Consider the following 26,450-nt stretch of genomic DNA (forward strand, 5'->3'; position numbering starts at 1 on the left):
TTACCAAAGGAGGTGCAGAAATGATAAAGTCTCAAAATGAAGATTTAAATTATTTGGTTGATAGATTAATTAAACATGCGAATCATGAAATAAAGTTTTTCGGGGATACAGCCAAAATGTTGTTTTTAAAAAATGAATTTATAATTGGGGATTGCTCGGAAATTTGTGTGAAACGTCGCAATTTAACTAAAGTATTGAAATATATTCCAGAAGGATATCGCATTTCTTACTTTGATACATATGGTCATACGAGTGATAAATTGAGAGATATGAAATTTTCGGCGTTAACGCATTTGAAGATTTATAAAGACAACCAGCACATTATGAATATCTATGTGTATGACGTAAATAATGATGAATGGATGTTCCGATTTAATCATTCCATTCGCTTACCGGAGAAACATATCTATTTTCATTCCTTACCTTGGGGCGTAGATTATATCAAACCTGAAATCGTGTTGATGTATGAATTGTTAAGACCAGGTGAGTATGGTACAGAAGAGAGTAACAAAGAAGTGATTGATGCATTAAGTTATTATCAATTCGTTATCCTCAAAGTAGTGGTAGGAGAAGAAAAACTACACAATGCTTTGTCTGTTCATTATTAAAAAACAAGAGCGTTGCAACGAAAATTGCTACAACACTCTTGTTTAATAGAACAGCAATATATAATTAATTAATATTCTCTAAATTCAGATTATTTTAGTCATAAGTTTCAGCTTTTTCTTTACTGCAACAGCAGCCTTCATAAGTTGCCCGCACAGCATTATCTGCATCGCATACGGAGATACCGAACATCATTGAAATTTCAGAAGCCCCTTGATTAATCATTTTTAAATTAATATTGGCTTTGGCCAATGCCTCGGTAATTTTATTTGCAGTACCGACCATTTGACTCATGCCTAATCCTACTACCATTAATATAGCTAAATCGCTCTCGATGCTTAATTCATCCACATCGCACTGCTTTCGAATTTCATTCAGTACTTTATTTTCTTTACCTGCAATTTGATGTGTACGCATAATGATACTGATGCCGTCAATACCAGAAGGCATATGATCGAAAGATATATTGTTATCCTCTAATACTTGCAATACTTTTTTAGTAAAGCCGACTTGTCTATTCATTAAATATTTACTGATATTGATTACAGTAAATCCTTTATCACAACTTAAGCCGCTGATGAGATGATCGGGTTTGATTTCTCTATCGTATCGAATGAACGTACCCGGATCTTGCGGTCTGTTGGTATTTTTGATGACCACTGGAATGCGTTCTTTTTGAACAGGTTGCAAAGCTTCATCATGGAAGACACTGAAGCCGGCATATGAAAGTTCACGCATTTCTCGGTAAGTGACTTCACCCATAATCTCTGCATTTTTTATCAAGTTAGGATTGACGCGATAAATACCAGAAACATCTGTATAGTTTTCATACAATTCTGCGCGAACGCCTCGAGCTAATATCGCACCTGTGATGTCAGAGCCGCCTCGTGGAAAGGTTACAATATTTCCCTTTTTAGAGTAACCAAAGAATCCAGGCACAATAATTTTTCCTTTAATATCACGTAATTTATAAATATTATCGTAAGATTCCTCTAATATTTGGGCGAATTGCGGTGTGTCTGTGACGGTAATACCAGCGTCAAGCGGCGAAATATATGTAGTTGTAACGCCTTGACTATTGTTGTATTGCGCAATAAGCCGAGCGTTGAAATCTTCCCCGCATGATAAGAGGGCATCTTTTAAACGTGGCGGGTGATTTTGATGCTGAGCAATACGTTCTTCTAAAATAGCAGAGAATTCTTGTAATATTGAATGGTCCATACCTAAATCGTTTACAATATCTGCGTAGCGAGTAATAATTTCCTCTTTTTTATTTTGATAATCTAAACTTGCTGCACTTTTTTCATAGAGTCTTAGGAGTAAATCTGTAGTTTTAATATCTTCGCTATGCCTTTTACCAGGTGCAGAAACAACGATGATTTTTCTCTCTTCTTCGCTATTAACGATATTTAACACCTTTTTAATTTGGCTTGCTGAAGCGACGGAACTACCGCCGAATTTAGCTACTTTCATATTAACGCAACCTTTCTATCGATCTTAATAATTTACTGCTTTGTTTTTTCTGCTAAAAATGCTAAAATTTCAACATATTCCAAATTTTTTGAACTTTACAATTTTGATGAATGAACTTATACTAAACCATATTCAAGTATTTTTCAATAGTACAATTGTTTTTTTACAACGAACAAACGGAGGAATGAATAATGAAGAAGTTAAACATCGCTTTGCTCGGTCTTGGGACAGTGGGCTCAGGTGTAGTTAAAATAATTGAAGAAAATCACCAACAAATTAAAGATACAATTCAAAAAGATATCCAAATCAAGCATATTCTTGTACGTGATACTAAGAAGAAGCGACCATTAAACATCAGTCAATACCATCTTACTGAAGATGTAAATGAAATCCTTAACGATGATGATGTGGACATTGTGGTTGAAGTAATGGGTGGTATCGAACCGACAGTAGAGTGGTTGAAGCAATCTTTGCAACAAGGAAAACATGTTATTACTGCGAATAAAGATTTGCTTGCAGTACATTTAAGAACTATGGAAGATTTGGCTCAAGAAAATGGGGTAGCTTTAAAATTTGAAGCCAGTGTAGCAGGCGGTATTCCTATCGTCAATGCGATTAATAACGGTTTGAATGCGAATAATATCAGTAAATTCATGGGGATTTTAAACGGAACATCCAACTTTATTTTAACGAAAATGACTCAAGAAGGCGCAAGCTTTGAAGAGGCGTTGGGAGAAGCGCAAAGACTCGGTTTTGCAGAAGCAGATCCTACAGATGATGTAGAAGGGGTAGATGCTGCTAGAAAAGTAGTTATTGTTACCTATCTCTCATTTAATGATGTTATTAATTTAGATGATGTTAAACGCACAGGTATTTCTGAGGTATCAGTGGATGACATCAATGCAGCTAAAACGCTTGGTTATAAGATTAAATTAATCGGCAAAGGTACATATGAAAATGGGAATATCGATGCTTCTGTAGCACCTACTTTAATTGATGAAGCACACCAATTAGCTTCGGTTGAAGATGAATTTAATGCGATTTATGTTATCGGAGACTATGTGGGGGAAACAATGTTTTACGGTAAAGGTGCAGGCAGTTTAGCAACAGGTAGTGCGGTCGTGAGTGATTTATTAAATGTAGCATTGCAATTCGAATCCAACTTGCACACATTGCCGCCTCATTTTGAATTGAAAACAGCAGATGCCAAAGAAATTATCGACGCAGATGAACCGACTAAATTAAAACAAAAAAATAGTTATTATGTAGTTTTAAAAACGAATGGTGCACCTGCAAAACGCGTTGAAGAAGAAGTGAAATCTCAATTGCCGCTTCATAAGTCTCTAAATGTCGTAGAACGAAATGCTGAAACTGCAGCAGTTTTGGTTAAAGGGACAGACGTACCAGTGAGTGAGATTTTAGCACAAGGCAAATATCCAGTTGAAAAAGTATATCCAGTAGAAGGGGTTTAATTAATTATGAAAAGATGGCAAGGTTTAGTACAAGAATACAAAAATTATTTACCCGTTGACGAAAAGACACCGAATGTAACTTTAAACGAAGGCCAAACTCCGTTAATTCATTGTGATACATTATCTGAAATGTTAGGCATTAATTTATTTGTAAAGTTCGAAGGTGCCAACCCTACAGGTTCATTTAAAGACCGCGGAATGGTAATGGCAGTAACTAAAGCTAAGGAAGATGGCAAGAAAGTCGTTATTTGTGCATCTACAGGTAATACTTCTGCATCCGCAGCAGCATATGCCGCACGCTCAGGTTTGAAAGCCATTGTAGTAATCCCTGAAGGAAAAATTGCTTTAGGAAAGCTCTCTCAAGCTGTAATGTATGGGGCTGAAATTGTTTCTATCGATGGTAACTTTGATGAAGCATTAGAAATTGTTAAAGAGGTTGCAAACGAAGGCGGCGATATTGAACTCGTTAATTCTATCAATCCGTATCGTATTGAAGGACAAAAAACTGGTGCTTTTGAAGTCGTTGATCAACTAGGCGGCCATGCACCGGACGTATTAGCCATTCCTGTAGGTAACGCAGGCAATATTACTGCTTATTGGAAAGGTTTTAAAGAATTCAATGAGAAACATCAAACAGGCTTACCGAAATTATTCGGTTTCCAAGCTGAAGGTGCTTCACCTATTGTACAAAATAAAGTAGTGAAAAATCCCGAAACAGTCGCAACTGCTATCCGCATTGGAAATCCAGCAAGCTGGGACAAAGCGGTTGCAGCATTGGAAGAATCAAATGGTTTAATAGATTCTGTTACAGATGAAGAAATTTTAGAAGCTTATCAATTATTAGCTTCTAAAGAAGGCGTATTTGCTGAACCAGCGAGTAATGCATCTATCGCGGGATTGATTAAACTGCATCGCGCAGGTAAATTGCCTAAAGATATTACAGTTACGGCAGTCTTAACTGGTAATGGACTTAAAGACCCTGATACAGCCATCTCATTATTGGACAATCCTATTAAATCGTTGCCGAACGATAAAGAAAGCATTGTTAAATACATCAAAGGAGTATTGCAGTAATGTCAGAACGATTAAAACTCAAAGTACCTGCTTCGACTGCAAATCTTGGAGTGGGATTTGATTCTATCGGATTAGCACTCAATAAATTTTTATATGTAGAGGCTGAAATCAGTGAAGACCAACAATGGTACTTTCAACATAAAGGAGAAAATTTGCATGATCTTCCGACTGATGAGAACCATTTAATTTATCAAGTTGTACAATTTTTAGAGCGAAGATTTGAAGTGACAGTTCCACCTTTGAATATTACGATGCGTAGCGAAATTCCTTTAGCTAGAGGACTAGGATCCTCTGCTTCAGCTTTAGTAGCAGGTATTTATCTGGCTGATTTTTTCGGACATTTACAACTATCAGAATTTGAGATGGTTGAAGCGGCTACTGAAATTGAAGGACACCCGGATAATGTAGCGCCGGTCATTTATGGTGGTATGGTTTCTGGTTTTTACAACAGTCAAACAAGCGAGACTTTTATTTCATTCATAGAACCTCCACATGTCAACTTGGTTATTACAGTTCCAAGTTATGAATTAAAGACGAGTGATTCTAGAAAAGTGCTGCCTGAGAGCTTTAAGCATGGGGAAGCGGCCCAATACAGCGCTATCAGCAATACTATGTTAAGTGCGCTCATTCAGCATGATTATATCTTAGCGGGTAAATTAATGGAAATGGATGGTTTCCATGAACCTTATCGTCAAAAACTCATTCCTGAATTTGAGCAAGTTAAAAATATAGCGAAAGAATATAAAGCGTATGCGACAGTTATCAGCGGGGCCGGACCCACAATTTTAACGTTGATTGATCCATCAAAGAGCGGTAAGTTGGTAAGAAGGTTGAATAAAGCGTTAGAAAGTTGCAATTCTGAAATTATTACCATAAATAAAAGTGGAATAATTGCTGAAAAAGTTTATGAGTAAAACTGAAATAGGTTATAATTTGGTGTAATAGCTTGAAAGGAGCAAAGGACATCAAATGACTAAATACGAAATGATTATAATGGATATGGACGATACTTTATTAACTTCTGAAAACGAGGTCAGTCCGAAAACAGCTCAATATTTAATAAATCTTCAAGAACAAGGCTATCATGTCGTACTTGCTTCAGGCAGACCGACAGAAGGAATGCTGCCGATTGCAAAGTCACTTAAACTGAATGAACATGATAGTTACGTTATCAGTTATAATGGTGGCAGAACGACGCGGGTAAAAGATGATGAACTTGAAGACGAACAAAGTGTTTCTAAGCAAGATTTTGATAAAATTGTAGATTATTGCAGAGAGAATGATTTGTTTATCTTAACTTATCAAGATGGACACATTATCTACGAAGGGGAACACGAATATATGAATATTGAGTCAGAACTGACTGGATTACCTATGAAAAAGGTCGATGATGTGAAGACGTTTATTCAAAATCCGGTCCCTAAAGCAATGGGAGTAGATTACGTTCCTCATATTGAAGAAATTTTTCAAAGTTTAAATGGAAAATTCAACGACAATGTAGATGTCACAACGAGTAAACCTTATTTCTTAGAATTTATGGCACATGGAGTATCGAAAGGCAATGCTTTAAAAGCATTGTGCTGTAAAGTTGATATAGATATTTCACAAACGATTGCTTTCGGAGATAGTTTGAATGATTATTCTATGATTGAAGAAGCGGGTTATTCAGTAGCTATGGGCAATGCTAAAGCAGAATTAAAAGAGATTGCAGATGATGTTACACTGGATCATGATTCAGATGGCATTGTAGTCGCTTTAGAAAAAATATTGAAATAAAAAGTGTTACAGAACACAAGAGCCAAGACAATAAATTGCCCGGCTCTTGTGTTTGTTTTTGTTTACTTTGCTGTATGTGTCCATTCATGCATGCCATGATTACGTTTAACCAATGCATAAATATTATCAGCAGAATAATCTAAGTTGGTATAAACAGTAATAATATAGGCGGATTGTCCTGGCTCAAATGGTTCATTGAGATATACATCTTTTAAGTGCTCAAATAGCGGAACCATTTGATCATGTTCTAAACTTGGGTATTCTCTTAAAGTACGTTTTACAAGCTTGCCTTGTTTATCTTCAAGAGATTGAACAACAATGACAAAACGTTCATCCTCTTTCAAAACATCGTCAAATAAATTAGTTTGTCCTACCATGTTGTAACACCTCGATTTGTTCTTATTATTACTATTATTATACTATATATAGTTCTGCGAGAAAATCAGATATATGAAAAAAACAGGCTGAAATTCAACCTGTTTTCATATCACTTATTTTTTATTTACTTTATTGAACGCTTTAAAGTTTCTTAAGTCCATTTCTTTCAGGCGTACATATTTCGTTTTCTTCACGCTTTTATGCAGAAGATAAATCGTTGCCAGAATGATGATAGGCAAGAAGTCTTTCGTTAAACCGCCGACACTTAGATTCACAATATTTTCGAAAGAACCTCCGACTAATAAGAAAATAAGTGTTGCTAACACGATAATAGGCCCTAAAGGATATAAAGGCGCTTTATAAGGGAGTATTTTGCTAGCATCTAAACCTTGAGCTTTGATGCCTTGACGTAACCTAATTTGCGCACATACTGCAGCGGCCCAGATAAAGATAACCAACTGGCCGATAATTCCTAATAAAGTAAAGACGGTATCAGCATAGAAGTTAGCAATGATAATTACGGCTACTACAATGAGATAAGTTGTCAGAATTGCAGGAAGCGGTAATTTTGTTTTGGGATGTAGATAACTTAAGAATTTCGGTGCTTGTTTGTCGTTGCTGAGCGAGAACAACATACGGCTTGTCGTATAGATACCTGAATTAGCTGCTGATAACAACGAGGTTAATATAACAGCATTGATGACAGATGCTGCAAAAGCGATGCCGACTCTATCAAAAACAATTGTGAAAGGACTTTGGGCAACTGATTCACTTTTGTTTAATAGTAGAGGATCTGTATAAGGTAGAATAGCTGAAATAACAGCTATAGAGAGAATATAGAATAACAATATTCTCCAAAATACAGATTTGATGGCACTTGGCATAGATTTTTCAGGATTATCAGATTCCCCGGCTGTCACAGCGACGACTTCAGTACCCCCGACTGAGAAACCAGCAACGAGTAAAACACTTAAGAACCCTGATATACCACCTACGAATGGCGCTTCTCCTGTAGTGAAGTTTTTCAAACCGTAAGTATGGCCACCTAGAATTCCGAATATCGTTAAAATACCAACAATAATAAAGACAATAATAGTGATAACTTTAATGGCTGATAACCAGAATTCAGCTTCACCAAAGGCTCTGACTGTAAAAATGTTTAATAATAATAATAAAGTAATGAATATTAAGCTCCAAGTTAATGGAGAAAAGAATTTAAAAGTATCCCAATAATAAAGTACGTTAGATGCGATAATAGTATCGACACTGGTTACAAGTGACCAAATCGCCCAATATAACCATCCTGCTGTAAAACCGAGAGATGGATCGATGAAGCGAGTTGAATAAGAACTGAATGACCCAGAAACTGGGTAAAACGTTGCTAATTCACCAACTGATGACATTAAGAAGTACAACATAATTCCAATTAACACATAGGCGAGAATTGCACCGCCCGGACCAGCTTGTGAAATAACTCCTCCGGTTGCAATAAAGAGGCCGGTACCAATTGCGCCACCGATAGCAATCATTGATATATGCCGGGAACTGAGCCCCCTGTTCATTTTGTTTTCATCCATAAGCGTTACCCCTAATCTTTTAATTTGAAAATGATATGTAGTCTATTCTAATCGTTTTTAGAACACTAATCAATGGAATTTAGCACTTTAAAGCGAAAAATTTATAAAAAATTCAGAAAATAGAGGAAATTTAGCGTTAAATGCTTAAACTAGAGGGATAAAGAGGAGGGGGATGTAGACAAAAATACGTTAAAGGTGTATATTGAATATCCGTAAAAAATAAAAAGTGAACTTATACGTTATGATTAACGGTAAGTTCACTATCGTCGTTTCGTCGTTATCATCTTTAAAAGATAACTCGGTTTCATTAGATTATTTAGTTTCGCGGTGTAATGTATATTTTTTTAATCTTGGACAATATTTCATTAATTCAATACGTTCAGGATTGTTACGTTTGTTTTTAGTAGTAATATAATTACGGTCGCCGCATTCTGTGCAAGCTAAAGTTACGTTTACGCGCAATGTAGACACCCTTTCTATTAAGTTATTAGCAATACTTACGCACTTAAATTTACCATATTCATGCATAACGTGCAAGATGAGGTTTCAATAATGGCGCATAAGCTCAATGTATTCTATTCTATATAAAAACTTCCAATTAGTAAACAACTTTGCTTGAAAAAATGAGCAAAATGTATTGATAAAGTCGAAATTTGTGTTATGATATAAATCGTAATAATTACGATTATAAACAATTATAGAAGAAAGGTAGGAACTTTAATGGCCAAAAAATCAAAAGTTGTTAAAGAACAAAAACGAGAAGAACTCGTTGCTAAATATTATGCAAAACGTCAAGAATTGAAAGCTAAAGGTGATTACGAAGCATTACAAAAATTGCCAAGAGATTCATCACCAACACGCTTAACTCGTAGATGTAAAGTTACTGGCAGACCTCGTGGCGTAATGAGAAAATTCGAAATGTCACGTATTGCTTTCAGAGAACATGCGCATAAAGGACAAATTCCAGGCGTTAAAAAAGCAAGCTGGTAAGCCGTCTAACATAAAACGAGTAGCTTTAAGTTGAGTACACACACTTCAAAATCGAAGTGTGTTCTTTTTTTGTTCAAAATTAACCAAAAAAAAGTAAATTTAAGTTGGTAAATTAGGCGCTAAGATAGTATGATATACATTGGATATTTTGGAAAAATAAATAAAGTGTATGGGTAAGGTGTTTTTTATATGAAGATATTTGATTACGAAGATGTTCAATTAATTCCAAATAAATGTATTGTAAAGAGTCGTTCAGAATGTGATACAAGTGTACAATTCGGTCCAAGAAGATTCAAATTACCAGTTGTGCCAGCAAATATGCAAACAGTTATGAATGAAAAATTAGCTGAGTGGTTTGCTGAGAACGATTATTTCTACATTATGCATCGTTTTGATGAAGAAGCAAGAATTCCATTTATTAAAAAAATGCAAGACAAAGGTTTGTTCGCCTCTATTTCAGTAGGCGTTAAAGATAAAGAATATGATTTCGTTAAAGAGATAGCTGAAGAAGGTTTAAAACCTGAATACATTACAATAGATATAGCACACGGTCACTCAGAACAAGTGATTAATATGATTCGTCAAATTAAATCTTATTTACCAGAAACATTTGTTATTGCAGGTAACGTAGGTACGCCAGAAGGTGTCAGAGAACTTGAAAATGCTGGCGCTGATGCTACAAAAGTAGGTATCGGTCCTGGACGTGTATGTATTACTAAAATTAAAACAGGTTTCGGTACAGGTGGTTGGCAATTAGCTGCGATTAATCACTGCAGCAAAGCAGCACGCAAACCAATTATTGCTGATGGCGGAATCAGAACACATGGTGATATTGCTAAATCTATTCGTTTCGGTGCTTCAATGGTTATGGTCGGATCATTATTTGCAGCACACGAAGAATCACCTGGAGAAACAGTTGAATTAGATGGCAAACTTTATAAAGAGTATTTCGGAAGCGCCTCTGAATTCCAAAAAGGCGAACATAAAAATGTTGAAGGTAAAAAGATGTTTGTAGAACATAAAGGAACATTAGCTGATACGTTGACTGAAATGCAACAAGACTTACAAAGTTCAATTTCATACGCAGGTGGAAAAGATTTAGGTTCATTAAGAAAAGTAGATTATGTGATTGTAAGAAATTCTATTTTTAACGGTGATAGAGACTAAGCTTTTGCACTGATAGGCGGAGGTGCCCAAAATTAGAAGATATTTTGCTCTGATAACAGTTTTCTTACTCGTGGCTTTATGTGTGCCTATTAAAGAGACATCTTGGATGTTAGATTTGCAAGAGCACGCAAGAGGTAAGATCCAAGCTTTGGCTGCCAGAGAAAACGTGACTAAGGAAGCATTAAAGGTTCCTGATAAGCAAGACTTTGCAATTAGAAATATACAAATGAACATGGATAAGGCACAAGTTGAAAAACAATTAGGCAAGCCCAAAAGAGTAACTGCTAACGAATATGGCTTGCAGTGGTATACGTATCATAATCAATATCACTCATTTATTATGGTCAGCTATATTGATAATAAAGTGAATGCAATTTATACGAATCAAAATATAATTTCATCTAAATCCAAGATTAAGTATGGTACACCGCAAGAGACTGTCAGATCGAGAATGGGCAAACCTCTGAGTAGTATCACTAAAGGAAATTATCGTTTTGAACTCAACAATGATGAATATGATGTATTTGATAAAGATAATATTTATACTACTGTATTCTATGATCAACATGAAAATAACCAAGTGACAGGCTTAATGCAAGTAAGTAATAAAATGGAGAATCGGTTGTCCCGGCAATACGGCGCACCGTCTTCATCACTTGAAAAAGGATTCGAATTACAGGATTTCGATTTGGTAAACGCACAGCGTGTCCAAAAAGGCAAATCTGTATTGAATTATAGCCAACCATTATCAGATACTGGACGTAAACATAGTGAAGATATGGCAGAACATCATTTCTTTGATCATAACAACCTTAAAGGCGAGTCACCGTTCGACAGAATGAAAAAAGACGGTATCGATTATCAAAATGCTGGTGAAAACTTAGCTTATGGGCAACAAAGCAGTATTTTTGCGCATGAAGGCCTAATGAATTCAGAAGGACATAGAAAGAATATCTTACAAACTAATTTTAAAAATTTAGGCGTAGGTGTAAGTTTCAACGAAGAAAGACAACCATTCTGGACAGAAGATTATACAAGTTAAAAAGGAAGAGGGCCGACGAAATAACACGGATTAATTTCGTCGGCTCTTTCTGATTCTATCTAGATATATATACTGCCAGTTCATAAAACAGGTGCTGAGACATTAATTTGTCCCAGCACCTGTTTTAGCTTATACGTGTTAAGAAGAGATAATATGCAAACAGAAAGGCGAATTAGAGTTCTCTGAACAAACCTACTACTTTACCTAAAACCGTTACTTGCTCTAAGTAGATAGGATCCATGGTACTATTTTCTGGTTGCAAGCGGTAACGGTGTTTTTCTTTATAAAAACGTTTAACTGTTGCCTCATCATCTTCAGTCATAGCTACAATGATATCTCCATTTTCAGCAATTGTCTGGCTGCGTACAATCACTTTATCTCCATCAAGTATACCAGCTTCAATCATACTGTCTCCCACAACATTCAAGATGAAAATATCACTATTATGTGTAGAAGTAAGATGTTCTGGAAGAGGGAAATATTCTTCGATATTTTCTACTGCAGTAATAGGAACACCTGCAGTAACTTTCCCGATAACTGGAACATGGATTGTTCCTTCCATTTCAGCAGATTCTTCAAGTTGATCGCTTACTATTTCAATTGCTCTCGGTTTAGTAGGGTCACGTCGGATATAACCTTTACTCTCTAATCTCGATAAGTGCCCATGTACTGTCGAGCTAGAAGCTAATCCTACCGCTTCACCAATTTCTCTGACGCTTGGCGGATACCCTTTTGTGTGGACTACGGTTTTAATATATTCATAAATTTCGCTTTGACGTTTCGTTAGTTCTGTCATATTAAAGCACATCCTCTTCTTGTTTGTTCTTATTATAGCATGCGAACAAAACATTTACAAACATTTGTTCGTAAAAGTGTTGACAGCGAACAATCGTTCTGATATCTTGTTAATACAAACAAATGTTCTGGGAGTGTTGAAAAATGATTAAGAAATACCAATCAACTTTTTTAGTATATTCAGCAGTATTATTGACTTCTTTTGTATTGTTTTCAGCTTTTATTGTAAGTGCTAATCAAACTGCGAATAAAGAACAAGTGTACGAAATGACGGATCATACTATATCCGCTAAAGCAGAACAAAAAGCCGAACAAGAAGGTTATGTTAAAAGCGAAGGCGAACAAGAAAGTAAACCTGTGATTGCTGTGGCGCATTAAAAATACGATTAATTCCATTCTAGGTGTATAATTATTGAGAATAGGGAACTGTACAATAACAAGTTTCCTTTATTTTTATTACTGCCAATCTTTTTGGTATCATTAATAATTATCAGAGCAATGGAGGGATTTAAAGTGTCTGAAGAACATAAAGAAACGATTAAGAGAATCAATGAATTATCTAAAAAGAAAAAAACAGAGGGCTTAACTAAAGAAGAAGCAAAAGAAAGAGCAGAACTTCATCAGAAATACCTTGGTACTTTCCGTGAAGGCTTCAAACAACAACTTGAGAATACGAAAGTTTTAGATCCAGAAGGCAATGATGTAACTCCTGACAAATTGAAACAAGTCCAACGTGATCAAAATAAAAGAAGCTAAATTTTTCTTGCAAAAAAAATGACTTTGAATATAGATAAAAAACCGCCTTATTACAGTGATGAGGTGGCTTTTTTTAGCATAAAATTTAAAAATAAATAAATTTATAATAATTGTTAGCGGTTTCATAAGAACAAAGAATGTAAAACTGATAATAGATAATGTATAATGGCATAAAATGATGCTGTATAGAAAGGAAGTTTTATTGATGTTCGACAAAAAAGATGAACTTGCAGTTAATACGATAAGAGCTTTAAGTATCGATGCAGTAGAAAAAGCGAATTCTGGTCATCCAGGATTGCCTATGGGCGCTGCGCCAATGGCATATACGCTTTGGACACGCCATTTGAATTTCAACCCTAATTCAAATGAATACTTTAATAGAGATAGATTTATTTTATCTGCAGGACATGGTTCTGCGTTGCTTTATAGCTTACTTCATGTTTCTGGAAGTTTAGAATTAGAAGAACTGAAACAATTCAGACAGTGGGATTCTAAAACTCCAGGTCACCCTGAATTCAGACACACTCAAGGTGTAGAAGTAACTACTGGTCCGCTTGGACAAGGTTTTGCTATGTCTGTGGGAATGGCAATGGCTGAAAATCACTTAGCGGGTAAATTCAATAAACCGGATGCTGAAGTAGTAGACCATTACACTTACGTGTTAGCTTCTGATGGTGACTTAATGGAAGGTATTTCTCATGAAGCCGCTTCATTAGCAGGTCATTTGCAATTGGATAAATTGATTGCACTTTACGATTCAAATGATATTTCACTAGACGGTGACTTGGACAAAGCATTTTCTGAAAATATCAAAGAACGTTTTGAAGCATATGGCTGGAACCACATCTTAGTTAAAGATGGTAATGATTTAGAAGAAATCAATAATGCTATTGAAGAAGCTAAGAAACAAAAAGGTCCTACTATGATCGAAGTGAAAACAGTTATTGGTTACGGTTCACCTAATAAATCAGGTACGCATGGCGTACACGGTGCACCATTAGGCGATGACGAACGTACATTGACATTAGAAAACTATCACTTAAATCCTGAAAAACGCTTCTATGTGCCAGATGAAGTATATGATATCTTCAATGACACAATGTTAAAACGTGCCGATGAAAATGAAGCAGCTTGGAAAAAATTAGTAGATAAATACTCTGATGAATATCCTGAACTTGCTGCAGAATTCAAAAAAGCTATTAATGGCGAATTGCCAGAAGACTACAAAGAATATTTGCCGGAATTTGAAGTAGGCAGCGAAAGTGCTACACGTGCTGACTCAGGTGAAGTCATTCAAGCATTGAGTAAACATGTTCCTTCATTCTTCGGTGGATCAGCTGACTTAGCAGGTTCAAACAAATCAAATGTTAAAGAAGCAGTAGACTATGACCGTAATACTCCAGAAGGTAAAAACATTTGGTTTGGTGTACGTGAGTTTGCAATGGGAGCTGCTGTAAATGGTATGGCTGCACATGGCGGTTTAAATCCATATGGCGCTACATTCTTCGTTTTCAGTGACTACTTGAAACCAGCGTTAAGATTATCAGCAATCATGGGCTTGAATTCAACATTTATCTTCACACACGATTCAATCGCTGTAGGTGAAGATGGCCCTACTCATGAACCGATTGAACAATTAGCGGCCTTACGTTCATTACCGAATATGAATGTAATTCGTCCAGCTGACGGTAACGAAACACGTGTTGCTTGGGAAGTTGCATTAGAAACTGAAAATACACCAACTTCATTAGTATTAACACGTCAAAACTTGCCTGTTTTAGATGTACCGAAAGACACAGTTGAAGAAGGTGTACGTAAAGGTGCATATGTAGTTTACGAATCAGATACTGAACCTGAATATCTATTGCTTGCTACTGGTTCTGAAGTGAGCTTAGCAGTTGAAGCAGCAAAATCATTTGCTGAAAGCGGCAAAGGTATTCGCGTCGTATCAATGCCTAACTGGCACGCATTTGAACAACAATCTAAAGAATATAAAGATGAAATTCTTCCACCATCAATTACTAAACGCTTAGCTGTAGAAATGGGCGCAACACTAGGTTGGCATAAATATGTCGGCTTAGAAGGCGAAGTATTAGGTATCGATAGATTCGGTGCAAGTGCTCCAGGCGGCTTAGTCGTTGAAAAATATGGTTTCACAAAAGAAAATGTTCTTAAGTTATTGAACAATCTATAATAAATGCAATACAATGTAAGTAAGAGAGAGCTATTCCATACTTGAAATGCTGTATAATACAGTTATAATTTCAAAGGGCTAGGAATAGCTCTTATTTTGTGAATTCAATGTGAGAGTGTAATAGAACAACTTGAAATGAATTTATAAGTTTAGTAAAATGCAAAAGGATAAAGAAAGTGGGTGAGACAATGGCAACTTGGTTAGCAATTCTTTTAATTGTTGCTGCACTTATCATCGGTTTAGTTGGTGGATTCTTCTTAGCAAGAAAATACATGATGGATTATCTTAAAAAGAACCCTCCTATTAATGAAGAAATGTTACGTATGATGATGATGCAAATGGGTCAAAAACCATCTCAAAAGAAAATCAATCAAATGATGACGATGATGAACAAAAATATGGATCAAAAAATGAAATAATCTCTAATAAAAAAAGAAACTTTGCTCAAAGAAGAGTATCGTTTCTTTTTTTGCTTTTAAAAAGTTTTCATTCTCTCAAAAGAGTAAAGGTAGAAAGCTTTTTTATATAAAAATAGATGTGCAGACTGGAATTATCTGGGAAAAAATGAACTTTTTCTATGGAAATTTTCAGTTGCAGTGATATACTATACAATGATTTAAATTAAATACTTAACCATGTAAAGAAGGTGTCATTGTGTTATATCTTGTATTTTCTATCGGTATAGCATTCATAATGGGCGCTGTTGTAATAGTCGTCAGAATGAAAGCGCAACAATTTCCTGTTAATGAAAAGAAACTGATTTTACCGCCTATATTTATGTCCACAGGGGCATTAATGTTCGTCGTTCCTTACTTTAGATTAAATGGTATGGAAATTATTGAAGCAATTATCATGGGTGTACTATTCTCAACAGTTCTGATCTGGACATCTCGTTTCGAAGTAAAAGGTTCAGAGATTTATATGAAACGTTCGAAAGCATTTCCGATTATTTTAATATCATTACTCGTTATCAGAACGTTTATTAAAGTAATTGTCAGCAATCAGATTGATCCTGGGCAACTTGCTGGAATGTTCTTCTTACTTGCATTTTGCATGATTTTACCATGGCGAATTGCTATGTTGATGAAATATAAAAAGTTAAAAAGAAAACTTATAAGTTAATAGAAAGTTTAGGAAGCGGGACGACGAAATAATTTTAATCAAATATTATTTCCGTCCCGCTCAATTTTGTTATAAAGGGTATAATACTAAAAGAATACAAAGAAAAGTTGATTTATTTGAAACTAAAACATGTAGTTAGTTTAATCGGACTCATTGTAGCCGGCTTAGCATTAACATTTTCTTTTTTCCAAAAGTTATACTAAATATATCGAATAATTTAATAGACATAAGAGATGCCGCTTATTTTCGATGAGAAGATAAGCGGTTTATTATATAATAAGAAACATGAGGTGATCTTGTGAAAGTCATACATACAGCTGACTGGCATCTAGGGAAAATATTAAACGGCCAGTCATTCTTAGAAGACCAAAAATATATCTTAGAACAATTTATTGTTGCAATGAAAGAAGAAAAGCCTGATTTAATCGTTATTGCAGGGGACTTATACGATACGAGTTATCCAAGCAAAGAGGCGATACAATTACTTGAATCAACGATTGGTGAATTAAATTTAAAGTTGCAAATTCCAATTATTATGATCAGCGGCAATCATGATGGTAAAGAACGTTTGAATTACGGCGCTTCTTGGTTCGAGCATTCAAAACTCTATATACGTACCAAACTAGACACAATGCATCAACCTATTTCATTTGAAAATGTAGACTTCTATACGTTGCCATTTGCGACGTTAAGTGAAATACAGCACTATTTTCCAGATGAAAAGTTAAAATCCTATGATGAAGCGGTAGAGTGTTGTTTAAAACGTATCAGCAGAGAATTAGATAAGGATAAGCAGAATGTATTAATTGCCCATATGACCGTAGCTGGCGGAATCAGAAGTGAATCAGAGCGACCATTAACAATTGGTACAGTCGAACAAGTGCCCGAAAAATATATGGAACATTTTGACACTGTCATGCTGGGACACTTACATCATCCTTTTAGTATTCAATCGAATTACGTCTTTTATAGCGGTTCACTTTTACAGTATTCTTTTTCAGAAGCCAATCAGCCGAAAGGTTATCGCCGTGTAGTGTTAGAGGCACCACATGAAGTGAAAAGTACCTTTGTAGCAATGCGGCCATTACGAGAACTTGAGGTTATAGAAGCAACTTATGAAGATGTTATTCAAGATCGAATAGATGTTAAAAACAGAGATAACTATTTTCATTTCAAATTAAGCGAAATGTCACATATTACAGATCCTATAATGAATATTAAGCAATTGTATAAAAATGTTTTGGCATTGACCAACCACTCACAAACATTTGAACATCAATTTACAGAACGAGAGATTAAAAAGTTACCTGACCAAACCATTATCGGAACTTTTTATGAAGAAATGACGCATAAAGAGTTGTCGGAATTGCAACAGAAAAAAGTATCACAATTATTGAATGAAATTATGAGAGGTGACCAAACATGAAACCTTTAAAGCTTCATTTACAAAATGTCGGTCCTTTCATGGATGAAACTATAGATTTTACTCAATTGCATAATAATGAGCTTTTTTTAATCAGCGGAAAGACAGGTTCAGGTAAGTCTATGTTGTTTGATGCCATTGTATTTGCGTTATATGGAAAAGCTTCTACAGCGTCCAGAAAAGAAGGTGCATTGAGAAGTCACTTTGCTGATGGAAAATCTCCGATGGAAGTGGAACTTATTTTTCAATTAAAAGATAAGCAATTCAAGGTGATTAGACAGGGCGCTTTCGTCAAAGAAGGCAATAAAAACCAAACAAATCCCAATTTAGCAGTGTATGAATTAGAAAATGGCAGTTATGCACTTAGAGAAAGTAAAGTGAACGATGGGAATAATTATATACAAGAGTTATTAGGTGTAAATATAGAACAATTCAGACAGTTATTCATTTTGCCGCAAGGAGAATTTAAAAAGTTTCTATTTTCTAGGAGTTCTTCAAAACAAGAAATTCTTAGAACTTTATTCAATACGAATCGTTTTGAAGCATTACAACAACGATTAGTAAATCAAAATAAAGAAGAAAAGAAAAAGATTGAAATGAGACACCAACAGATTGAACAATTATGGAATAAAGTAGAAGATTTCGGTAATGAAAAATTGCAAGAATATAAAACACTTCCAAGTATACAAACTGAAAAAATATTAAATACCATTCCTGAATTTGAACGAATTGGGAATGAAATTTATCAACAATTGGAAAATGAAAAAATTCAACAAGATAAGCTCAAACAAAAAGCGGAGAAATCTTATAGAGAAGCCGAAGAATTGAGTCAGAAAATTACAGAGCAAAATGACTTAACAACTCAACTGGAAACACTTGAAAAGCAAGCTTCTGAAATTAAAATACTTGAAGCTCAACTGAAGAAAATTAGAGAAGTACGTCCGCTTCACCAGATTATAGAAAATATTTCTACTCAAACTACAAAATTAAATGAATTAAATGATAAGTTTGAGAAAATTGAAGCTAACATTCAACAATACCAGTCTCAGTTGCAAACGATTACAACACAACAAGAAAAATTAGCGAAAACTCAAAATGATATCGAATCCCAACGAATGTTTGTGAATGAAACGCAGTACTTTTATCAAAATCATCAACAGTACCAAAACGCATATCGTAATCAAGCACAAGTACAAGAAGAGTATGAGCAATCACAGCAAGATTTAAAGCAAAATGAGCAGTTATTAAAGGATATTGAAGCAGATTATCAGAACGAGCAGCCTGATTATGAACGACTGAATCAACTGACACAACAAATATTCGGTTTAAAACAACAAATTAAAGACACAGAAGCGTCTATCGAAAAAGAAGAAGCGCAAGCGCAACGTTTAACGAAACTAAAAACATTAGAACAAGAGTTAACAGATAATACTCAAAAATTGAACGAGCTTCAAGCAAAAATTTCACAATTTAACACGAATCAATTAGAGTTAGATAATCAAGAAACAATGATCAAAAAGCTGCAATCCATGCTGCAACCTGGAGACCAATGTCCGATATGCGGCAATACAATTCAATCGCTTTCCGATCACTTGGATTTTGAGGAGCTAAGAGCTCAAAGGGAAATATTGAATACTTTGCATGAAAACAAAGAAGAAATTCGAACGGCACATTCAAAATTAGAAGCTGAATATAATGTGCTCAAAAGTGAAACCGAAAAATTCGAGCAACAAGAGTTGCCAGAAAACAATACGCAAACACTTCAAGACCTGAAAAAACAATATGAAAAAGCGGAAACAGATAAGCAGCATCAAGATAAACGTAATAAAGAGATTGAGAAGACTAACGCACAAGTTCAGCAAATTAAAGATGACATTCAAAATCTACAACTCACGCTCACTCAAAAGAAAGCTGATACTGAAAAAATTAATCGTTTAATTGAGGATTTTGAAAAAGGCACCTCTTTCCGCAATGTAACGGATTTTATGAATGATTTTGAAAAGAAACAAGATGCAGTCACAGATTATCAAAAGCAAACAGATGCATTAAAACAACAAGAAATAGAAATGAAGCAACAAATTGCAGTTGAGCAAACAAAGCATACTTCTGTACAAGATAACCGTAAAGAAATTGATAAAGCAATCGCACAATTAAAACAGCAATCTCAAATAGAAATGGAAAATATTGGCATACAAAGTTCAGACGAAGTGCAAGAAATTTTAGATTTAATGCCGAAAAAAGCACAAATTGAAGAGCGAATAAAAAAATATCATGATAAGGAAAATAATTTATCTCATAAACTGGCTGAATTAAAAGCGATTATCGGAAATCAAGAGAGTCCTGATTTAGAGCAATTGTCGAACAATCTGGAAACGCAGAAAAGCGTACTTGAGGAGAAGTCGAAGCGTTTAAATGAGCATGACTTTAAGTTGCAATTAAATGCGAGTCATTTCACTGAAATCCAGGAACATATAGATGTTTTAGCAAAAGAATTAGCAGAACAACAAGAAATCTTCGATCTGGCTGAAGTACTATCAGGAAAGAATATTCAAAAGCTAACGTTAGAGAATTACGTTTTAGTTTACTATTTAGAAATGATACTGGAGTATGCTAATAAACGTTTTATGAGAATGACCAATAACAGGTATATCTTAAAGCGTAGTGAAGAAGTGACACAAGGTTACAGCGGTTTAGAAATCGTAGTCTTTGATTCACATTCGAATAAAACGCGCCATATCTCTACGCTGTCAGGAGGAGAATCATTCCAAGCTTCTCTAGCATTAGCGCTTGGTTTAAGCGAGGTTGTACAACAGGAATCTGGAGGTATTACTTTAGAATCGATGTTTATAGACGAAGGGTTCGGTACACTAGATCAAGAAACGTTAGAAACAGCCTTAGATACTCTTTTAAATATTAAATCGACAGGAAGAATGGTAGGTATTATTTCACATGTGAGTGAGTTGAAACAACGTATTCCTACAATTCTAGAAGTGAAAACAGACGCTTACCAAAGTACGACACAATTTAAGTTTTAACCTACAAAAAAACGACTTGCCACTATTGCAAGTCGTTTTTGTATTTAAGAAATCTATTAAAATTTCTTACTGTTTGTATCATCGGATTCAGTGATGATTTCAGTCGCTTCATTTTTAACTGTACCATTTTGTTGTTGCAATAAATCTCTGATTTCAGTAAGAAGTACAATATTTTCTTCTGGAGCTTCTTCGACTTCTTCTTTTTTCATTAAAGTATTAGCAAGTTTAACAAAAATGAATAGAGCAAAGGCAACAATTAAAAAGTCAATAATGGATTGGACAAATAAGCCGTATTTAATACCCATAAATGTCCAGTTTTTAGCGAAATCAACAGTTCCAAAAATTAAACCGATAAGGGGCATAATAATGTAAGTTACTAAAGAAGTAACAATTTTGTTGAAAGCAGCTCCCATTACTACAGCTACTGCTAAATCTAATACATTTCCTTTGAAGGCAAATTCTTTGAATTCCTTAAACATGAATACATATCCTCCTAAATTTACTAAAGTGTATTATACAATAATTCTTTTAAGAAAAACATAGGTTTTTGTGTTGTTTTAACACTTTTCACTGAAAATTATTAATTTATAGTAAATTACAGCGTTTTCATCTTTATTCCTTTCTAAAGAGGGTAAAGGAAAATATAATGTCGTCTTATTTAAAACGCATTAAATCAAATCAAGCCAAAATTGATTATTAAGATAGACATTAAAAAGATTATTGTATAATTAATTTTAGAAAGTTTGATAATGTGCTAAGCGTTTGTTATGCTAGTAAATGGTTTTTCGCGAAAATGATTTTTTCTTATAAAATCAGTTTTATATTTTTTGGACAATAAAATAAATAGAAAGGGAGTAATTGATTATGAATTCTTCTCAGCATGGTAATAATGGCAAGAAGTTATCGCCGGTATTTATCTATGGATCGATTCTAGTTTTAATCGTTGTTTTAGCCGGTGCTATCTTTCCAAGCCAGTTTGACAAAATAACGAACAGTGTCAAACTTTGGATTACCAATGATTTGGGTTGGTATTACTTAATTCTAACTACAGTAATCGTATTCTTCTGTGTATTCTTGATTTTCAGCCCGATTGGTAAACTTAAACTAGGTAAACCAAATGATAAACCAGAATTTAACACTATTTCTTGGTTTGCAATGTTATTCAGCGCTGGAATGGGTATCGGATTAGTATTCTATGGCGCAGCGGAACCAATGGGAGATTTTGCTGCACCGCCGAATGCCAAACCGGAAACAGCACAAGCTTATACAGAAGCATTACGTTCTTCTTTCTTCCACTGGGGCTTCCACGCTTGGGCAGTTTACGGTGTTGTTGCTTTAGCACTTGCTTATGCTCAATTTAGAAAAGGGGAAGCTGGTCTACTATCTAAAACTTTACGTCCTATTTTAGGAGACAAAGTAGATGGACCGATTGGAACAATTGTTGACGTCTTAGCAGTATTCGCAACAGTTGTCGGCGTTGCCGTATCACTTGGTATGGGTGCGTTGCAAATTAACGGTGGATTAAATTACTTATTCGGAATCCCGAATAACGTTTGGGTTCAAGGTATCATTATCATTATCGTAACTATTCTCTTTATCGCATCAGCTTGGTCTGGCCTAAGTAAAGGTATTCAATATTTAAGTAACCTTAATATTGGATTAGGGGCTATTTTAATGATTATCGCTTTAATTGTCGGACCAACAGTTCTTATTTTGGATATGATGACAAGTTCAACAGGTAGCTTATTCAATACATTCTTATTCAACAGTTTTGATACTGCTGCTTTAAATCCGCAAAAACGTGAGTGGATGTCATCATGGACATTATACTATTGGGGCTGGTGGTTAAGTTGGAGTCCATTCGTAGGTGTATTTATCGCCCGTGTTTCTAAAGGACGTTCCATCAGAGAATTTATGTCAGGCGTATTGCTAGTGCCAGCAATTGTCAGCTTTATTTGGTTCAGTGTGTTTGGTGTACTAGGTATTGAAACTGGTAAGAAACATCATGAACTATTCAAAATGGCTCCTGAGACACAATTATTTGGTGTATTCCACCACTTGCCTATGGGATTCTTATTATCTATTATCGCATTATTGTTGATTGCATCATTCTTTATTACATCAGCAGACTCAGCAACATTCGTATTAGGTATGCAAACTTCATTTGGTTCTCTAGAGCCTTCATCTTACATTAAAGTATCATGGGGAATTGCACAATCACTTATCGCATTCGTTCTGTTATTCTCAGGTGGAGATACAGGATTGAACTCACTGCAAAGTGCGGCGATTATCAGTGCCTTGCCATTCTCGATTATCGTGATACTCATGATGATCAGCTTCTACAAAGATGCTAACCAAGAACGTAAATTCTTAGGCTTGACTTTAACGCCTAACAAACATCGTTTAGAAGAGTATGTGAAATATTCTCAACAAGATTATGAAGAAGATATTCTGGACAAACGTAAAGCACGTCAACAATAAGAACAAACTAAATCATAATCAGGATTAAATTTAACCTGTCTCGCTATTTTAAGCGGGGCAGGTTTTTTCTTTTTTATGAAAAATCCTTTCTGCGTTTTAATTGAAAATAATTCTCAATCAATAAAAGATACTTATTACACAAACCTAATATGATAACTATTACTTATATATACTGATTAAAAAACAAAAACGAATACAGGTTGTTTTCTACCGTTTAATAGTTGTAATCCCTTACTTATACCTATACAATTTAATTAAAGGCATAATATTGAATCAGGGGGGATTATACATGTCTTCTAACTTAAAAGAGCAGGCAAAGAAAACGTTTTCTCTTAATGGAAAAACGTACACTTATTATGATTTGCAAGCATTAGAAGAACAAGGTTTAACAAACATCAACAAACTGCCATACTCAATTCGAGTATTATTAGAATCAGTTTTACGTCAAGAAGATGGTTTTGTTATAACTGACGAGCATATCGAAGGGTTATCTAAATTTGGTAATGGCGGAGAAGGCGAAGTACCATTCAAACCTTCACGCGTAATTTTACAAGACTTCACTGGTGTTCCAGCTGTTGTAGACTTAGCTTCACTACGTAAAGCAATGAATGATGTTGGTGGGGATATCGACAAAATCAATCCGGAAGTTCCAGTTGATTTAGTAATTGACCACTCTGTACAAGTTGACAGCTATGCTAATCCAGAAGCTTTACAACGTAACATGAAATTAGAATTTCACCGTAACTATGAACGTTATCAATTCTTGAACTGGGCTACTAAAGCATTTGATAACTATAATGCAGTACCACCAGCAACTGGTATCGTTCACCAAGTAAACTTAGAGTATTTAGCAAATGTTGTACACGCTAGAGACGTAGACGGCGAAACAGTAGCTTTCCCTGATACATTAGTAGGTACAGACTCTCATACAACAATGATCAACGGTCTTGGCGTTCTAGGCTGGGGTGTTGGCGGTATCGAAGCTGAAGCAGGAATGCTTGGACAACCTTCATACTTCCCAATTCCAGAAGTTATCGGCGTGCGCTTGACAAATGCATTGCCACAAGGTGCAACAGCAACTGACTTAGCGTTACGTGTAACAGAAGAATTACGTAAAAAAGGCGTTGTAGGTAAATTTGTTGAATTCTTTGGCCCTGGTGTACAACACCTTCCATTAGCAGACCGTGCTACAATTGCTAACATGGCGCCTGAATACGGTGCAACATGTGGTTTCTTCCCAGTAGACGAAGAATCTCTTAAATATTTACGTTTAACTGGCCGTTCTGAAGAACAAATTGAACTTGTTGAAGAATACTTGAAACAAAATCATATGTTCTTTGATGTATCAAAAGAAGATCCATCATACACAGACGTTGTTGAATTAGATTTATCTACAGTTGAACCTTCTTTATCAGGTCCTAAACGTCCACAAGACTTAATTAAATTAGGCGACATGAAAGAATCATTCGAAAAATCTGTAACTGCTCCAGCAGGTAACCAAGGCTTCGGGTTTGATGAATCAGAATTCGATAAAAAAGCGAAAATTGAATTTGAAGACGGCAGAACTGCTGAAATGACTACTGGTGACATTGCAATCGCTGCAATTACATCATGTACTAATACATCTAACCCATACGTTATGTTAGGTGCAGGTTTAGTAGCTAAAAATGCTGTTGAAAAAGGCTTGAAAGTTCCTGAGTTCGTTAAAACTTCATTAGCGCCAGGTTCAAAAGTTGTAACAGGTTACTTAGCTGATTCTGGTTTACAAGAATATCTTGATGAATTAGGATTCAACCTAGTAGGTTATGGTTGTACAACTTGTATCGGTAACTCTGGTCCACTTTTACCAGAAATCGAGAAAGCTATTTCAGGCGAAGATTTATTAGTGACATCTGTATTATCAGGTAACCGTAACTTTGAAGGACGTATCCATCCTTTAGTAAAAGGTAACTACTTAGCATCACCACCATTAGTTGTGGCTTATGCATTAGCAGGTACTGTGGATATCGATCTTCAACATGATTCTTTAGGTAAAGATAAAGATGGTAACGATGTTTACTTAAAAGATATCTGGCCTTCAATTAAAGAAGTTGCGGATGCAGTTGATAGTGCTGTTACACCTGACTTATTCCGTGAAGAATACGCAGATGTATACACTAACAATGAAATGTGGAATGAAATTGATGTTACAGACGAGCCATTATATGACTTTGATCCTAAATCAACTTACATTCAAAACCCAACATTCTTCCAAGGTCTATCTAAAGAACCTGGTACAATTGAACCATTGAAAAACTTACGTGTGATGGGTAAATTCGGTGATTCAGTAACTACTGACCATATCTCACCAGCTGGTGCAATTGGTAAAGATACACCTGCAGGTAAATACTTGCAAGATAACGATGTACCAATCAGAGAGTTCAACTCTTACGGTTCAAGACGTGGTAACCATGAAGTAATGGTTCGTGGTACATTCGCGAATATCCGTATTAAAAACCAATTAGCTCCTGGTACAGAAGGTGGCTTCACGACTTATTGGCCAACTGATGAAGTAATGCCGATATATGACGCTGCAATGAAATACAAAGAAGACGGTACTGGCTTAGTTGTATTAGCAGGCAATGACTACGGTATGGGATCTTCACGTGACTGGGCAGCTAAAGGTACAAACCTTTTAGGTGTTAAAACAGTTATCGCTCAAAGTTACGAACGTATCCACCGTTCAAACTTAGTTATGATGGGTGTACTTCCGTTACAATTCCTAGACGGCGAATCAGCTGACAGCTTAGGATTAGATGGCAGAGAAGAAATTTCTGTTGATATTGATGAAGATGTAAAACCACATGACAAAGTTAAAGTGACAGCGAAAAAAGAATCAGGCGAAGTTGTAGAATTTGAAGCTATTGCTCGTTTCGACTCACTTGTTGAATTAGATTACTATCGCCACGGTGGTATCTTACAATTAGTATTACGTAAAAAATTACAAAATGCTTAAGTTAACAAATATGAGTTTTGAATAAATTGAAGGGGTGGGACATTAAGTTGTTCCATCCCTTTTTCTATTCTAGATAGTTGTGTCGGTGGGATAT

At 35.3% G+C, this 26,450-nt stretch carries 23 protein-coding genes; 17 read left to right on the forward strand and 6 right to left on the reverse strand.

Translation table 11 applies throughout. The features are described from left to right. Window positions 1–20 precede the first annotated feature (20 nt). Window positions 21–608, forward strand: coding sequence for a hypothetical protein (locus CNQ82_RS06680; RefSeq protein WP_123144621.1), 588 nt, complete (start codon window positions 21–23; stop codon window positions 606–608). A 94-nt stretch (window positions 609–702) separates the two neighbouring features. Here CNQ82_RS06680 and CNQ82_RS06685 read toward each other — a convergent pair whose 3' ends face one another. Continuing rightward, window positions 703–2,079 carry an aspartate kinase gene (locus CNQ82_RS06685; RefSeq protein ID WP_123144622.1) on the reverse strand — a complete coding sequence of 459 codons (1,377 nt, stop codon included), beginning with the start codon at window positions 2,077–2,079 and terminating at the stop codon, window positions 703–705. Window positions 2,080–2,270: 191 nt separating this feature from the next. Here CNQ82_RS06685 and CNQ82_RS06690 point away from each other — a divergent pair, with 191 nt between their 5' ends. The 4 genes from CNQ82_RS06690 to CNQ82_RS06705 are packed head-to-tail and all read left to right on the forward strand — an operon-like array spanning window position 2,271 to window position 6,401. Next, on the forward strand, window positions 2,271–3,551 hold the full coding sequence (locus CNQ82_RS06690; RefSeq protein WP_123144623.1) for a homoserine dehydrogenase: 1,281 nt from the start codon (window positions 2,271–2,273) through the stop codon (window positions 3,549–3,551). Window positions 3,552–3,557: 6 nt separating this feature from the next. Next, the gene (gene thrC, locus CNQ82_RS06695) at window positions 3,558–4,625 is read left to right on the forward strand and encodes a threonine synthase (protein WP_123144624.1); all 1,068 of its coding nucleotides are present in this window, start codon (window positions 3,558–3,560) and stop codon (window positions 4,623–4,625) included. Next, window positions 4,625–5,539 carry a homoserine kinase gene (gene thrB / locus CNQ82_RS06700; RefSeq protein ID WP_123144625.1) on the forward strand — a complete coding sequence of 305 codons (915 nt, stop codon included), beginning with the start codon at window positions 4,625–4,627 and terminating at the stop codon, window positions 5,537–5,539. Before thrC ends, thrB begins: the two co-directional genes overlap by 1 nt. Window positions 5,540–5,594: 55 nt before the next feature. Then, window positions 5,595–6,401: a Cof-type HAD-IIB family hydrolase gene (locus CNQ82_RS06705; protein WP_123144626.1), complete on the forward strand. Its 807-nt coding sequence runs from the start codon at window positions 5,595–5,597 to the stop codon at window positions 6,399–6,401. A gap of 62 nt (window positions 6,402–6,463) precedes the next feature. Here CNQ82_RS06705 and CNQ82_RS06710 read toward each other — a convergent pair whose 3' ends face one another. The 3 genes from CNQ82_RS06710 to rpmG all read right to left on the reverse strand — a co-directional run bounded on the left by CNQ82_RS06710 (window position 6,464) and on the right by rpmG (window position 8,818). After that, entirely contained in the window at window positions 6,464–6,778 is a 315-nt protein-coding gene (locus CNQ82_RS06710; RefSeq protein ID WP_123144627.1) for a hypothetical protein, read from the reverse strand. 114 nt (window positions 6,779–6,892) lie between these two features. Further along, entirely contained in the window at window positions 6,893–8,356 is a 1,464-nt protein-coding gene (locus CNQ82_RS06715) for an amino acid permease (RefSeq protein ID WP_123144628.1), read from the reverse strand. 312 nt (window positions 8,357–8,668) lie between these two features. Next, window positions 8,669–8,818, reverse strand: coding sequence for a 50S ribosomal protein L33 (gene rpmG, locus CNQ82_RS06720; protein ID WP_015900225.1), 150 nt, complete (start codon window positions 8,816–8,818; stop codon window positions 8,669–8,671). A gap of 258 nt (window positions 8,819–9,076) precedes the next feature. Here rpmG and rpsN point away from each other — a divergent pair, with 258 nt between their 5' ends. The 3 genes from rpsN (at window position 9,077) to CNQ82_RS06735 (ending at window position 11,555) form a co-directional block, all read left to right on the forward strand. Continuing rightward, complete coding sequence (gene rpsN, locus CNQ82_RS06725; protein ID WP_095105466.1) at window positions 9,077–9,346, forward strand: 30S ribosomal protein S14; 270 nt, start codon at window positions 9,077–9,079, stop codon at window positions 9,344–9,346. A 189-nt stretch (window positions 9,347–9,535) separates the two neighbouring features. Further along, window positions 9,536–10,513 (forward strand): GMP reductase, encoded by a 978-nt coding sequence (gene guaC, locus CNQ82_RS06730; RefSeq protein WP_123144629.1) that lies wholly within the window; start codon window positions 9,536–9,538, stop codon window positions 10,511–10,513. 22 nt (window positions 10,514–10,535) lie between these two features. Then, window positions 10,536–11,555, forward strand: a complete 1,020-nt coding sequence (locus CNQ82_RS06735) for a CAP domain-containing protein (RefSeq protein ID WP_420876453.1) — start codon at window positions 10,536–10,538, stop codon at window positions 11,553–11,555. Window positions 11,556–11,727: 172 nt separating this feature from the next. On the opposite strand, the gene lexA is transcribed toward CNQ82_RS06735, so the two are convergent. After that, window positions 11,728–12,351, reverse strand: coding sequence for a transcriptional repressor LexA (lexA, locus tag CNQ82_RS06740; RefSeq protein WP_123144631.1), 624 nt, complete (start codon window positions 12,349–12,351; stop codon window positions 11,728–11,730). Between the two features lie 143 nt (window positions 12,352–12,494). On the opposite strand from lexA, the gene sosA reads away from it, so the two are divergent. The 7 genes from sosA to sbcC all read left to right on the forward strand — a co-directional run bounded on the left by sosA (window position 12,495) and on the right by sbcC (window position 20,880). Further along, window positions 12,495–12,728 (forward strand): DNA damage-induced cell division inhibitor SosA, encoded by a 234-nt coding sequence (gene sosA / locus CNQ82_RS06745; protein WP_095105460.1) that lies wholly within the window; start codon window positions 12,495–12,497, stop codon window positions 12,726–12,728. A gap of 120 nt (window positions 12,729–12,848) precedes the next feature. After that, window positions 12,849–13,106, forward strand: coding sequence for a DUF896 domain-containing protein (locus tag CNQ82_RS06750; RefSeq protein WP_123144632.1), 258 nt, complete (start codon window positions 12,849–12,851; stop codon window positions 13,104–13,106). A gap of 205 nt (window positions 13,107–13,311) precedes the next feature. Continuing rightward, a complete protein-coding gene (tkt, locus tag CNQ82_RS06755) occupies window positions 13,312–15,300 on the forward strand; it encodes a transketolase (protein WP_123144633.1) in 1,989 nt (662 codons plus the stop codon). Window positions 15,301–15,488: 188 nt separating this feature from the next. Further along, window positions 15,489–15,719, forward strand: coding sequence for a YneF family protein (locus CNQ82_RS06760; protein ID WP_015900233.1), 231 nt, complete (start codon window positions 15,489–15,491; stop codon window positions 15,717–15,719). Window positions 15,720–15,954: 235 nt separating this feature from the next. Continuing rightward, on the forward strand, window positions 15,955–16,422 hold the full coding sequence (locus CNQ82_RS06765; RefSeq protein ID WP_123144634.1) for a CcdC family protein: 468 nt from the start codon (window positions 15,955–15,957) through the stop codon (window positions 16,420–16,422). A 298-nt stretch (window positions 16,423–16,720) separates the two neighbouring features. Next, window positions 16,721–17,848: an exonuclease subunit SbcD gene (sbcD, locus tag CNQ82_RS06770; RefSeq protein WP_123144635.1), complete on the forward strand. Its 1,128-nt coding sequence runs from the start codon at window positions 16,721–16,723 to the stop codon at window positions 17,846–17,848. Then, window positions 17,845–20,880: an exonuclease subunit SbcC gene (sbcC, locus tag CNQ82_RS06775; RefSeq protein ID WP_123144636.1), complete on the forward strand. Its 3,036-nt coding sequence runs from the start codon at window positions 17,845–17,847 to the stop codon at window positions 20,878–20,880. Before sbcD ends, sbcC begins: the two co-directional genes overlap by 4 nt. 56 nt (window positions 20,881–20,936) lie before the next feature. Here the strand turns inward: sbcC and mscL are convergent, their stop codons facing one another. Continuing rightward, on the reverse strand, window positions 20,937–21,359 hold the full coding sequence (gene mscL, locus CNQ82_RS06780) for a large conductance mechanosensitive channel protein MscL (RefSeq protein WP_123144637.1): 423 nt from the start codon (window positions 21,357–21,359) through the stop codon (window positions 20,937–20,939). Window positions 21,360–21,744: 385 nt separating this feature from the next. Here mscL and CNQ82_RS06785 point away from each other — a divergent pair, with 385 nt between their 5' ends. Together CNQ82_RS06785 and acnA are read left to right on the forward strand one after the other, a co-directional pair. After that, on the forward strand, window positions 21,745–23,361 hold the full coding sequence (locus CNQ82_RS06785; RefSeq protein WP_123144638.1) for a BCCT family transporter: 1,617 nt from the start codon (window positions 21,745–21,747) through the stop codon (window positions 23,359–23,361). Between the two features lie 289 nt (window positions 23,362–23,650). Continuing rightward, window positions 23,651–26,356, forward strand: a complete 2,706-nt coding sequence (gene acnA, locus CNQ82_RS06790; protein ID WP_123144639.1) for an aconitate hydratase AcnA — start codon at window positions 23,651–23,653, stop codon at window positions 26,354–26,356. The last annotated feature ends 94 nt before the right edge of the window (window positions 26,357–26,450 follow it).

Source organism: Staphylococcus debuckii, assembly GCF_003718735.1.
In the GTDB taxonomy this organism is placed as follows: Bacteria; Bacillota; Bacilli; order Staphylococcales; family Staphylococcaceae; genus Staphylococcus; species Staphylococcus debuckii.